The 12527-nt window shown below is 53.9% G+C and carries 14 protein-coding genes and 1 tRNA gene; 8 read left to right on the forward strand and 7 right to left on the reverse strand.

Annotated elements, in window-relative coordinates:
• Positions 1–16: 16 nt before the first annotated feature.
• The 6 genes from rplT to J4G78_RS11255 form a co-directional block, all read right to left on the reverse strand.
• Entirely contained in the window at positions 17–379 is a 363-nt protein-coding gene (gene rplT / locus J4G78_RS11230) for a 50S ribosomal protein L20 (protein WP_207986656.1), read from the reverse strand.
• A gap of 45 nt (positions 380–424) precedes the next feature.
• Positions 425–625 carry a 50S ribosomal protein L35 gene (gene rpmI / locus J4G78_RS11235; protein WP_108811566.1) on the reverse strand — a complete coding sequence of 67 codons (201 nt, stop codon included), beginning with the start codon at positions 623–625 and terminating at the stop codon, positions 425–427.
• 145 nt (positions 626–770) lie between these two features.
• Entirely contained in the window at positions 771–1679 is a 909-nt protein-coding gene (locus tag J4G78_RS11240) for a helix-turn-helix domain-containing protein (protein ID WP_207986657.1), read from the reverse strand.
• Positions 1667–2446 (reverse strand): histidinol-phosphatase, encoded by a 780-nt coding sequence (gene hisN / locus J4G78_RS11245; RefSeq protein ID WP_207986658.1) that lies wholly within the window; start codon positions 2444–2446, stop codon positions 1667–1669. Before hisN ends, J4G78_RS11240 begins: the two co-directional genes overlap by 13 nt.
• Positions 2447–2544: 98 nt before the next feature.
• Positions 2545–3480 carry a ribose-phosphate pyrophosphokinase gene (locus tag J4G78_RS11250; protein ID WP_207986659.1) on the reverse strand — a complete coding sequence of 312 codons (936 nt, stop codon included), beginning with the start codon at positions 3478–3480 and terminating at the stop codon, positions 2545–2547.
• A gap of 111 nt (positions 3481–3591) precedes the next feature.
• Positions 3592–4401 (reverse strand): LytTR family DNA-binding domain-containing protein, encoded by an 810-nt coding sequence (locus J4G78_RS11255; RefSeq protein ID WP_207986660.1) that lies wholly within the window; start codon positions 4399–4401, stop codon positions 3592–3594.
• Between the two features lie 171 nt (positions 4402–4572).
• Here J4G78_RS11255 and J4G78_RS11260 point away from each other — a divergent pair, with 171 nt between their 5' ends.
• The 7 genes from J4G78_RS11260 (at position 4573) to J4G78_RS11290 (ending at position 11143) form a co-directional block, all read left to right on the forward strand.
• Positions 4573–5130, forward strand: a complete 558-nt coding sequence (locus tag J4G78_RS11260) for a DUF2306 domain-containing protein (RefSeq protein ID WP_207986661.1) — start codon at positions 4573–4575, stop codon at positions 5128–5130.
• Between the two features lie 54 nt (positions 5131–5184).
• A complete protein-coding gene (locus tag J4G78_RS11265) occupies positions 5185–6840 on the forward strand; it encodes an NAD+ synthase (RefSeq protein WP_207986662.1) in 1656 nt (551 codons plus the stop codon).
• The gene (gltX, locus tag J4G78_RS11270; protein ID WP_207986663.1) at positions 6837–8171 is read left to right on the forward strand and encodes a glutamate--tRNA ligase; all 1335 of its coding nucleotides are present in this window, start codon (positions 6837–6839) and stop codon (positions 8169–8171) included. Before J4G78_RS11265 ends, gltX begins: the two co-directional genes overlap by 4 nt.
• 169 nt (positions 8172–8340) lie before the next feature.
• Complete coding sequence (locus tag J4G78_RS11275) at positions 8341–9012, forward strand: energy transducer TonB (protein ID WP_207986664.1); 672 nt, start codon at positions 8341–8343, stop codon at positions 9010–9012.
• A 95-nt stretch (positions 9013–9107) separates the two neighbouring features.
• Positions 9108–9512 (forward strand): hypothetical protein, encoded by a 405-nt coding sequence (locus J4G78_RS11280; RefSeq protein WP_207986665.1) that lies wholly within the window; start codon positions 9108–9110, stop codon positions 9510–9512.
• Positions 9506–10483 carry a bifunctional diaminohydroxyphosphoribosylaminopyrimidine deaminase/5-amino-6-(5-phosphoribosylamino)uracil reductase RibD gene (gene ribD / locus J4G78_RS11285; RefSeq protein ID WP_259371336.1) on the forward strand — a complete coding sequence of 326 codons (978 nt, stop codon included), beginning with the start codon at positions 9506–9508 and terminating at the stop codon, positions 10481–10483. Before J4G78_RS11280 ends, ribD begins: the two co-directional genes overlap by 7 nt.
• Before the next feature lie 45 nt (positions 10484–10528).
• On the forward strand, positions 10529–11143 hold the full coding sequence (locus tag J4G78_RS11290; protein ID WP_207986666.1) for a riboflavin synthase: 615 nt from the start codon (positions 10529–10531) through the stop codon (positions 11141–11143).
• 7 nt (positions 11144–11150) lie between these two features.
• Here the strand turns inward: J4G78_RS11290 and J4G78_RS11295 are convergent, their stop codons facing one another.
• Complete coding sequence (locus J4G78_RS11295) at positions 11151–11990, reverse strand: DUF1134 domain-containing protein (RefSeq protein ID WP_375140336.1); 840 nt, start codon at positions 11988–11990, stop codon at positions 11151–11153.
• A gap of 298 nt (positions 11991–12288) precedes the next feature.
• Here J4G78_RS11295 and J4G78_RS11300 point away from each other — a divergent pair.
• A tRNA-Ser gene (locus tag J4G78_RS11300) sits at positions 12289–12380 on the forward strand.
• Positions 12381–12527: the final 147 nt, after the last annotated feature.

The following is a 12527-nucleotide window of genomic DNA, read 5'->3' on the forward strand; positions in this document are numbered from 1 at the left end:
GAAATTATATAAACACTTAAGCTTTCGCTAGAGCATCCTGCGCCTGTTTGATGAGGCCGCTAAACATAGCAGGTTCATTCATCGCCAGGTCGGCCATGACTTTACGGTCGAGTTCAATGCCAGCAAGCTTGGTTCCGTGAATGAATGTGCCGTATGTCATACCTTCTGCGCGAACCGCAGCGTTGATACGCTGAATCCAGATGGCGCGGAAAGCGCGTTTCTTAACTTTGCGATCGCGATACGCATATTGGCCGGCTTTTTCGACCGCCTGCCGCGCGACGCGGATGGTATTTTTCCGGCGGCCATAATAGCCCTTCGCCTGTACCAATAATCTTTTATGTTTTGTACGAGTGGTCGTACCCCGTTTTACACGTGCCATTTTCTATATCCTTGAATTTTTAAAGCGATGGGATCTTCGGTGCTATTAAAGCCCGTAAGGTGCCCATTTCTTGACTGTCCGCGCATCGGCATCACACAATTTCTTGGTGCCGCGCTGCTGACGGATATATTTGCTGTTATGGCTCATCAAACGGTGGCGTTTGCCGGCTACGCCGTGCTTTACCTTGCCGGTTGCGGTGATTTTGAAGCGCTTCTTCACACCACTTTTGGTCTTCAACTTGGGCATTTTGGTCTCCTTTAAAAGTACCGTTACGGACACATGTGGCAGCCCAACACTGGCCAGTGCGTCACATCGGAAGGGCGGCAATAGCTAGATTCGCCCGAAATGCAAGAAATAAAGCAGTTTCATCGCCGCTTTGTGCAGCGTTTGGTCAGGCAGCGTTACAATTATCTTCCGAGTCAGGGTCTTCGGGCCTGTCCATAGCCTGCAGGGGGCGACCCAAGGCCTTGGTCCGTTCCCGAGCACCAATGCCAAAAATCGGATGCGGCTGCGCCATATATTGTCTCGGTGTGAGTCCCATGAAGCGTTTGAAGTCGCGATTGAAATGGGCTTGATCATAATAGTTGAGGTCGACGCATTCGCTCCAACTTTGTGAAGGGTTCATTAGAGCTTCGCCCAATGTGCGGACAAAACGCTGTCGCCGCAGCAACAATTTGGGCAGAAAGCCAAAAACGCGATTAGAGAATCGGCTCAGCTGTTTGGCATCCATGTCGAGACGTTCGCACAGCGCACCGACGCTATCAATCATGGGGTCGGTGAGCGCAAGATGTGCGGCCTCGATTAGCTCCTCTTCCGGATCGGCTGGCGCCATCGCTTCGAGCAGCAAGTGATTGCACGTATCGACCATCTCTGATTCGAATTCCAAGTTCCGGATGGCATTCCAGATTTCGGCAAATAGCTCAAATTTATGGGCTGCTTCGGTGTCTATGACTTTATTGGCCCAGCGGGATGCCGGTTGCCCGACAAATTTGTACCAGCCCAGCGGTAATAGGCCAAAAGCGGCAATATGTGCAGATTTGCTCGATATAGGTGCCGCCAGACTGGTCGGTCCCGTCATGGCCGCCCGAGGCGAATCCTGCGGTTTTTGATCAGGGGCCATCATTTTTACGCTTCCGCGATAGATATAGCGGATGCTGGCCCATTGCGGCAGGATCAGGTCCGATATCTCCGACTCGTCCGGGCTCTCTATCTCTGAAAAATAATAGGTGGTCAGATAACGTTGCAGCGGCGGGGGCGGCGCTACAAATCGTGTTTTACTGACGGGCTCTAATGGTTGCATGCAATTGCCTCCAAGACGTCATCAACGCGGGATTGGTCCCCAATAGCCAATACATGGCCGTCCGATTCCGCATGAAGCGGTTCGCCATTCCAATCGCACATCATCCCGCCCGCGCCGTCAATTATCGGGGCCAGCGCGGCAAAATCGTGCAGCATCAAACCCGCTTCGCAGACGACATCCACATGCCCGCTGGCGACCAGTCCGTAATTATAGCAATCGCCGCCATAGATAATCTTGCGCGGCGCCACTTTGCTGGCAAGACCCATGAAATGCTCGGCATCATTCTCGTCAAATTGATGCGGCGTAGTGGTGGCGAGCACGGCGTCTTTCAGGTCCCGGCACCGCGCGGATTTCGCCGCTGAGCCGTTAAACGTGGTTGGTCGTCCGACCACGCCGACCCAACGTTCGCGTGCTATCGGCTGATCAATAATCCCGATAACCGGCCAGCCATCTTGCATCAGCGCGATCAGCGTGCCGAAAATCGGCCGACCAGCAATGAAACTGGTGGTGCCATCAATCGGATCCAGCACCCATTGACGGGAAGCGCCTTCGTTTATGGTGCCATATTCCTCACCGATAATGCCGTCTTCCGGACATTCGGTTTCGATAATCTTGCGCATCGCGGCTTCGGCGGCGCGGTCGGCTTCGGTTACGGGCGTGGAATCACTTTTTGATTCTTGATCAAATTTTGCGCGGAATAACGGTCGTATCGCTTCTCCGGCAGCTTCAGCAAGTTTTTCAGCGAGGGCAATATCTTTGGGGGTCATTTGTCTAGTGTACCCCGGACTTGATCCGGGGTCCATCTCCCGGCGGTGCAAAATTTGGAACCGCGGGAGATGGACTCCTGCCTACGCAGGAGCACAGATCAATCCCACAGACTGGAAACACTCGTTTCATCAGCAATTCGCTTAATCGCTTCGCCCAATAGAGGCGCTATGGTCAGGTGGCGGATCTTGTCCGAATCCTTGACCGCCTCGGTTGCGCCGATGGAATCGGTGATCACCAGTTCCTTAAGCCCGCTATCATTAATCCGCGCCACCGCCCCGCCTGATAATACGCCATGTGTGATATAGGCCACGACTTCGGTTGCGCCTTTTGCTTTCAAAGCGTCCGCAGCATTACACAGGGTTCCGCCGCTATCGACTATGTCATCAATCAAGATACAAAAACGCCCGGAGACATCACCGATGATGTTCATCACTTCTGATTCACCGGCCCGTTCGCGGCGTTTGTCGACGATTGCGAGCGGTGCATTGTCGAGCCGTTTGGCGAGCGCCCGGGCCCGCACCACGCCGCCAACATCTGGTGAGATGACCATCAATTCATGGCCGGAAAACCGTGCCTGAATATCGGCTGACATAACTGGCGCGCCGTAAAGGTTGTCGGTCGGAATATCGAAAAAACCCTGAATCTGTCCTGCGTGTAAGTCCACCGATAGTACGCGGTCCGCACCCGCTTCTGTAATCAGGTTGGCGACCAGCTTGGCTGAGATAGGCGTTCTTGGGCCCGGTTTTCTGTCTTGCCGCGCATAGCCAAAATAAGGAATGACGGCGGTAATACGTTTGGCAGAGGCGCGGCGCAGGGCATCAATGCCGATCAACAGTTCCATCAAATTATCGTTCGCCGGAAAGCTGGTTGATTGCATGATGAACACATCTTCACCGCGCACATTCTCGTGAATCTCGACAAAAATCTCATCATCTGCAAAGCGTTTCACGCTGGCATCGGTCAACGGAATATCCAGATAGTCGGCTACGGACTGCGCAAGCGACAAATTGCTGTTGCCGGACATGAGTTTCATTGCGTGGCTTCCCCTCGAGAAGGCCAGCCATTGCATCAGAATCGCGGACCCTATGTGAATGATTCGCGACTCTGTTAGACAGGTGCGCCGCAAATCAAAAGCGCCTTTTCGTCAAATCCAGCCCGTTTGTTTCAACTTTGTGACATAGGCGCGCGAAACCGGGACTTCCAGCCCGCCGGATAGCGACAGGCGCAGGTTCCGTCCCTCTCGTTTTGACGTCACTATGGCATCGCGCGCGACCCACCAGCTGCGGTGGACCTGCATGCCTTCTTGCGGTTCCATTTCCTTTATCGCGTCGCTGAGCCGAAGTAACAGCATTTCGGTACGTTCAGCAGCATGTACGCGGACATAATGATCTTCGACGCCCAGCGCGATGATCATACCTGGAAAGCTCTGCGGTAGCCGGTCATGCAATTGAGTTCTGACGAGTTTGATTGGCTCTGAGGCTGGCACTATTTTGCGGTTGTCCGATTGGATAAGGTCATGGTCTGCTTGTTCAACGGCCTCGTCCGGCCCAAATAACAGCCGCATGAACAGGAAAATACCAAAGCCTATCGCTCCACATTGCAGATAGAGCAGCACGAAGCGGTCACCAAGAAAATCAGGATCAAACCGCATGCCTGAAATAGCGAAACCGATGAGGAAGGTCAGCGGCAAGGTGGCGACCGCTGTCGCCATTAACTCAGCTGCCCAAACCGAAATGCCGATGCTCTCTCTTAGCCACCCGGCGCTAATCGAAACGGGCCGGAAAATCGCATAGCCGACGATGATAAAGCCGACCCAGTAAGCGAGGCGCAGCGCTACCGGCATGGCATAGGTGCCAAAGGGACCCAGAAACCCGAAGATGAGCCCAATGAGCGCCATGATCAGCAATTCGACGGCAATCCATTGGGCCGACCACTTTGTTTTACCGTTACTCATCGTTACCCCCCAATTGTTGCCCCCTGCCCATTGACGCTTCGTGAATGGGCAAACCTTAGGTTTTCGGCGCGTTCTACGAATAAGCCACAACCAACCGCGTAAGCAAGCTGGAATTAATGTCCTCGATGATCAATCTCGTTTCCAACAACGATTACAAACGAGGAATGAACAATGGCTAAGCCGGAAAAAGCAATAGAATCAGATGTCCAGAAAAGAAGCGGATATCATATTCAGAATATCATTCTGGTTGTTGGTGCCACATTATTAGCAACTCTGGTTTTGATGGCATTATCGTCCCTGTCCGGCGGTTTTGCTTACAACGCACAGACCGAGGCCTTGCAACAGCGCTCAATGAGCCTGCCGGTCAAGCTCCACTTGGCGACTGTCATCCCTGCCATTCCATTGGGCGCTTATGTGCTGTGGCGCAAAAAAGGTGACCGGCTCCACAAGCATATGGGACGCATCTGGGCTGTTTTGATGGTCACCACTGCCATTGTGAGTTTCTGGATCGGCCGGCCCGGCACTGGCATTGCCGGAACCGGGTTCAGCTTCATCCATATTTTCTCGGTCGTGACGCTGGTGTCCATTCCTTATGGTATCTGGCAGATCCGGCGCGGCAATGCCCAAGAGCATTACCGGGCGATGCAGGGCCCTTATATCGGCTTGCTGATTGCAGGACTATTTGCCTTCATTCCTGGCCGGGTCTTGGGGTCGTTAGTTTTCGGTTAAATCATTTCGCACAATTCATTTGCCCCATGCAGCGCTGCTTTCTATCAGAGCGAGATGACAGCACAGCTTACCATTACCCTCGCGCAGATGACCCAAGCGGTTGGTGATCTGCGCGGCAATGCCGACGCGATGATCGCGGTTTATCAGTCAAAGCCGGATAGCGACCTGGTCGTGTTCCCGGAGCTGCAGCTGATTGGCTATCCGCCCGAGGACCTGGTGCTGAAACCCGCGGTGGTCGAGCGCGCTGAAACAGAATTGCAACGATTAGCCGGCGCCACAACAGGCAGCGCGCCAGCAATGTTGGTGGGATCAATTTTCCGCGAGAATGGCAATCTTTATAATGGCATAGCCTTACTTGAAGGCGGTCAGATAAAAGACGTACGCTATAAGGTGGAGCTACCCAATTACGGCACGTTTGACGAAAAGCGTCTGTTTGCTTCTGGCCCCATGCCAGACCCGATAGATTTTCGCGGCTGCAAAATCGGTTTGCCAATTTGTGAGGATGTCTGGTTTCCAACCGTTTGCAAACATCTCAAAGCGCAGGGCACGGAGATGCTGATTTCGGTGCATGGCAGCCCTTATGAAATTGAAAAAGACGACCGCCGATTAGGCCAAGTTGCTACGCAGCGTGTGCGAGAGACGGCGCTGCCCTTGCTTTTCCTCAACCGCATTGGCGGGCAGGATGAAGTCGTTTTTGATGGGGCGAGCTTCGTCCTTAACGGTGATACGAGCGTTATGCATCAATTGCCAGATTGGGATGAAGCGGTTGTCGATACCCATTGGTCCAAAGGCGCTGACGGTTGGACTTGCGCTCCAGGCGAAATCCACAAGCTCGATGATCATCCCGCCGATATTTATAACGCGATGATAGTTGGCTTACGCGACTATGTGAATGCCAACCGCTTCCCTGGCGTCATATTGGGATTGTCTGGCGGCATCGATAGCGCGCTGTCTGCGGCCGTTGCCGTTGATGCTCTCGGCGCGGACCGGGTGTGGTGCGTGATGATGCCGTCACGCTTCACCAGCCAGGAAAGCCTCGACGATGCGGCAGGCTGTGCCGAGATGCTTGGCACGCGGCTCGACACGATTTCAATTGTGCCGGCGGTCGAAGGATTTGACGCCATGCTCGAAGGCAGTTTTGCCGATGAAGAAGTGGATATCACCGAAGAGAATATTCAGTCGCGCATCAGGGGCGTGACCCTGATGGCGATGAGCAACAAATTTGGTCATATGCTGCTGACCACCGGCAACAAGAGCGAGATGAGCGTTGGCTATGCGACCATCTATGGCGATATGGCCGGCGGATATTCGGTGCTTAAAGATGCTTATAAACTGACCTGTTTCAAGCTGTCGGAATGGCGCAACCGCAACAAACCGTCCCTTGGCATGGGGCCAGATGGTCCGGTTATGCCGGAAACCGTCATCACCAAACCGCCAACGGCCGAGCTGCGGGAAGACCAGAAAGACAGCGACAGCCTGCCTGAATATGACATTCTCGACCCCTTGCTTCACGGCCTGATAGAAGAAGAGCTATCGGTATCCGATCTGGTTGAACGCGGCTTTGATCGCGAAACCGTGATACGGATCGAGAAATTGCTCTATATAGCCGAATATAAACGGCGTCAGGCGCCGCCCGGCGTGAAACTGGGCACCAGAAACTTTGGCCGTGACCGGCGCTATCCCATCACCAATGCATTTAGGACAATATGACCGTAAAAACCCGCTTCGCGCCCTCTCCAACGGGCCATCTTCATGTCGGCAATATCCGCACCGCGCTCCATAACTGGATGTTTGCCAAGAAACAGGGCGGCGAATTTCTGTTGCGGCTGGATGATACCGACAAGGAGCGTTCCAAGGAGGAATATGTCACCGCGATTCGCGCTGATCTGGCGTGGCTCGGCATCCATCCCGATAGCGAAGAGCGGCAGTCCGCGCGCTTTGACCGTTACGAAGAGCGGTTCGCGGAATTGCGAGCGGCGGGCCGGGTTTACCCCGCTTATGAAACGGCGCAGGAACTCGATCTTAAACGTAAGGTGCAGCTTGGGCGTGGAAAGCCGCCAACCTATGACCGGGGCGCACTCGATCTGACCGAAGTACAAATAGCCGCGTTTGAAGCCGAGGGCCGCAAGGCGCATTGGCGCTTCAAGCTGGATCACAATACGCCGATAGAGTGGACGGATCTTATCCGTGGCGACCAGCATTTTGATCCTGCTTTGCTCTCTGACCCGGTGATCCGGCGCGAGGATGGCAGCTGGCTCTATATGTTGCCCTCCACCATCGATGACATGGATATGGGCATTACCCATGTCGTGCGCGGTGAGGATCACGTCGCCAATACCGCAGTCCAGATTCAGATGTTTCAGGCCTTTGGTGCCGACACACCGGAGTTTGCCCATGAAGCCTTATTGGTTGGCACGGAGGGCAAGCTTTCCAAACGATTGGGGTCACTGGGCGTCGGCGGTTTTCGTGAGCGTCACATCGAGCCGCAATCGATTGTGGCGCTACTCGCTCGCATCGGTACCAGTGACCCGGTTGAACCCATTGCCGACGTTATGACGCTAGTAGAAGGCTTTGATTTTGAACGATTTGGACGCGCGCCAGCGCGTTTCGACGAGGAAGAGCTGGCGCAGCTGAACCAGAAGATCGTGCATCTTTTGGAATATATTGATGTAAAGGATCGCTTGCCGAGCGCTATGTCCGCCGAGGCTTGGGCGGTCATTCGCCCGAATTTGCATGATATGGGCGAAGTGGAGCGATGGTGGCAGGTGGTAACAGGGCCTGTGGCCGCCGCGGAACTTACCGCCGAAGACGTTGAATTTTTGGGGCAAGCACACGCGGCATTGGAGAATCTAAAATGGTCGGAGACCATCTGGAAAGACTGGACGGGAGCGCTGAAGGAAAGCACCGGCCGCAAAGGTAAGCCGCTGTTTATGCCGCTACGGCAAGCGTTGACAGGGCTTGGGCATGGCCCGGACATGGGCGCGCTTTTGCCGTTAATAGGCCGGGAATCCGCTCTCGAACGGCTGAAAAACGTCTCTTAATAGGCAGGTTCATAATCCGCTGTTTCGTGCCAGGTAGAGCACCAGAAATCCCATGCCCTTGATTTATATATGTAATAGTATAACATAACAAATGACGGTGCGGAACTATAGCGCCACATAATGGGGCAACTGCACTGTCATCCGAGGAGACGGATGAAAGGACAGACTTATGAGCTTCACATCAACTTACGCGCAGAAACCGCCCAATTATAAAGGGGTCGGCATGGCCGTCGGGGTACATGCTTTGATCATCGCCGGGATTATGGCGATGCCAGGCATTGATTTACCCGGGAAACTGCCGACTGTTATCGAAACATATGACGTCAAAGTGAAGCCGGAGCCGATAGAAGTTCCACCCGAACCAAAGGATGTGCAAGTGGAAACGCCAATGAAGGCGCAAGATACTGTAAAAGTAACGCCGATGGTTAAGCCGCCGATATTCAACGATCCGCCGGCCCAAGCTTTCAACACTGTTGAGAACGGGATAGATTTTGGCGGCCTTGGTGATCGTACCGAGATCCCGGTAACGCCCGTTGAGGCGATCCCTGATCCAGTCATCGCAGATGCCAGGCTTAACACGCGCTATAGCAGCCAGTTTCAGCCACCCTATCCCTCCGGCCTTTTGCGAATGGGTGAAGAGGGCATGATAACCGTGCGCGTGCTGGTGGGAACAGACGGCCGGGCCAAGCAAATCGAGCTGATTGATAGCCCGCATGAAGGATTTTGGACCGCGACCAAACGGCATGCGCTCAAAAAATGGCGGTTTGAGCCCGCGACCAAGGATGGAGCCGCCTTTGAAAGCTGGATCACCCTGAAAGTCCGGTTTGAGATTAATAGCTGACCCTTAAAGTGATAAGATCAGCCCTGCAAAGCGGATATTCTGCCGCTTCGGGGCTGGTCATCCCGGCTTTTGCTCCCTATTTAGCAATCATGAAGATGTTAAAAGATGTTTCCGTCGGCGGCGGTTTGAAGGACCTGTTCACCATGCTGCGGCGTAGTCCCAAGGAACAGGCCATGCCTGCGCTCCTGGCGTTTGCGTGTTCCGGATTCATTTTCTTTCTCTTCATCATCGACCCGAAGATCAACACAGATGTCTATGTCCCGCAAGAAGTTGTCTATGTAGAAAACTGGTCATTGGAGCGCTCCGACGAAGAGATTATGAGAGATCGTTGGGCGGTGCAATGCCTCAAAGACAAGCGCGATGCGAAACGGCGCGATGCGATGAAATCATTGGGCCGAATGTCCGGTATGGATGTCGAAGAAATTGAGCGCCAGGCCGAAGCGGATCGGGTGGCTCGCGGCGAAATAGAAGTTGAACGGCCCGCTGATGTCACATGCTAGCTGACAATGACGATGCCCGTTTTATGGCTGCAGCCATAGCATTGTCCGAACGCGGCCGCGGCCGTACGGGCGATAACCCCAATGTCGGTTGTATCATTGTTAAAGACGGTATCATTGTCGGTCGTGGTTGGACCCAGCCCGGCGGGCGGCCTCACGCCGAAGCTATGGCTTTGGAGCAAGCGGGCAAGGCCACGAAGGGCGCCGACATATACTGCACGATGGAGCCATGTGCACATGAGAGCAAGCGCGGGCCGACTTGTGTCGATCTGGTCAAAGAAGCCGCACCTGCGCGGGTCATTGTTGCGACTCTCGATATTGACGAGCGTACGCGGCGACAAGGTATTGACCGGCTTGGCGAATCCGGGATTTCGGTATCAGTCGGAGTATTGGAACAGCAAGCGCACCGCGCGATGGCAGGTTTTTTCACACGGATGGAAAAAGGGCGTCCCCATGTGACCCTAAAACTCGCGATGTCACTGGATGGTTGCATCGCCATGGCTGACGGCACTAGCAAATGGATTACCGGTAAACGGGCGAGAGCCCATGCCCATCTTGAACGGGCGCGTTGTGATGCTATCTTGGTTGGTGCAGGTACGGTAGTGGCCGATAATCCCGGACTCGACGTTCGCCTGACCGGGCTGGAGGGCCGATCACCCCAACCGGTGGTCCTCGGCAAAGCAGAGGTTGCAGACCATTGGACCGAAATTTCGGAACCGGAAGCCATTGCGGAGCTGGACCAGACAAGCTGGCTGTTAGTCGAAGGTGGCGCTGCGACTGCGGCGTCCTTTCTGAAGGCTGACCTCGTCGACCGGCTACTACTCTATCGCGCGCCAATTATGATCGGCGGCGGCCTACAAGCTATTGGCGATATTGGACTCGGCAGTCTTGACGTCGCCCATGGTCAATGGGTTCGGCTTGATCGCCGTGATCTGGGGCAGGATATGCTTGAGTTATATGAACGCGCCGCCTAGGTTCTTTTCTTCCTTTTAACAGCGCAAATTTTGCAAAGGCTTCCCATGTTTACAGGCATAGTTTCCGATATCGGCACGATCTCCAAGGTGGAAGAACGCGGTGACCTGCGGCTGGTGATATCCTGCCACTACGACATGAGCGGCGTTGATATTGGCGCTTCCATTGCCTGTTCCGGGGCTTGTTTGACAGTCGTAGACAAGGGATCGAACTGGTTCGCCGTGGATGTTTCGGCTGAGAGTATATCGAAAACCGCGGAATCCATGTGGGCGGAAGGGCGGAAGCTGAATCTCGAACGCGCATTAAAAGTGGGCGACGAACTGGGTGGCCATATTGTGACCGGACATGTTGACGCCGTAGGTGATGTGGTTTCGGTGGAAACAGAAGGCGATTCACATCCGATCCGTATTCACGCGCCTAAGGAAATCGCGGCCTATCTCGCGCCAAAGGGCTCGATTACAGTTGATGGCATATCTCTGACCGTGAATATGGTTGACGACCAGCCGGATGGCAGCACGATTTTCGGCCTGAACATCATACCGCATACAGCGAGCGTGACGACTTTCGCCGACCTGAAAACCGGCGACCAGGTCAATCTGGAGATTGATATATTGGCGCGCTATCTCTCCCGGATGGAGAAATTACGCGCCGTTACCGCCTGATTATGCCTTAGAAGGGCAGCCATTTCTGCTTTTTGCTGAACTTCATATAGCCCACATTCGCGCCTAGCCTTAGCCCTGCACCCAGTCGCACCGGGATCAACACTTTGTCGCCGCTGCGTAAATAGCTCACGTGAAAGCCGCCAACAAAATAGGCCGCGCCCTCCCCCGCAGGAAAGCGCTGATAGAGATCTTCGGTGTCATAGAGATTGTAAACGAGCACGAAGCTGTTCGCTGCATTGCCCCCGATATCGAAGCCGATGGATGGCCCGGTCCAGTAAACCGGTTTTTCGCCTTCAATTTTATGATGCAATTTGCCAGACCCATAGCGCAGACCAACCACAAAGGCACCAGATGCCTCACGCCCTGCGATATAAGCATTGGGGCGGCCCTGTTTTTTCAGAATATCCTCAATAACACCAGCAAGACCCTTGGCACCTTTGCCAAACACGCCTTCGGCTGCGCCGATCAAATCATCATCCTGGTAAGTGGTCGCTTGATCCACATTGGCAATCGCATTGCCATTTTGATCAGTATTATTTTGATCATAGCTGTTTTGGTTTGCAGGATCGTCGTAATTCGTGCCGTCGTCAATCGTCCCGGATTGGTCCAGATCGCTATCAATATCACCGTCTACATCACTGGTCACGGTAGTGTCTTGCTCGGACACCGGCGCTTCAAAATTCCCGTCATAATCGGGATTGTCGAGATCAGCATCTATGGCGTCATTGGGATCAATCGTCTGGACCTGCGCAAAAGCGGGAGACATGGCCGGTGCGCAGGAAAGCGCGGCGACAGCAAAAAGGCCAAGCAATCTCTTACCGAGAGTCTCGCGGGTATTTTTTTTCACAAACATTTCCTTTGGGCACGACTTAGACATGGGTAAACTCCTTCCCATACCAGCCGCTTCTGACCATGGCGTTTCGCGATGACTAGGCAATGAACGGACGACGACCCGAGTCGATTTTGCGGCCTGTTGAGTGTTTTTGTGGGTTTTCGGTTCACAGTTGATTGAATTTGTCCGGATTAACTGGCTTCGCGCCTTTTTTCCGTTGCCTTATGCCATCGTCACTATCGCAGCCACTTTACCCATTGCAGCCGGTGCAATGCCCCGTTATAGCGCATGGCCTTGGCCAAGCCAGTCATGCGGACACGTGGGTGAGCGGCTGAAACCACCTCCCTGCTAAGGAGGCAAGGGCCTCACGGTCCTTCGAGGGTTCGAATCCCTCCGTGTCCGCCACTTATATTATCCCAGAAAGTCTCATATTATCCCTAAAGCAATGATTTTGCTTGATTTTTCGGCTTATGTGATTTTCATATGTTCTTATGATGTTCCACAAAAGCCCGCAATAAGTGTGGGACAGATTGTGGGACAAATATGGAAAGG

Source organism: Parasphingorhabdus cellanae, from assembly GCF_017498565.1.
Taxonomy (GTDB): Bacteria; Pseudomonadota; Alphaproteobacteria; order Sphingomonadales; family Sphingomonadaceae; genus Parasphingorhabdus; species Parasphingorhabdus cellanae.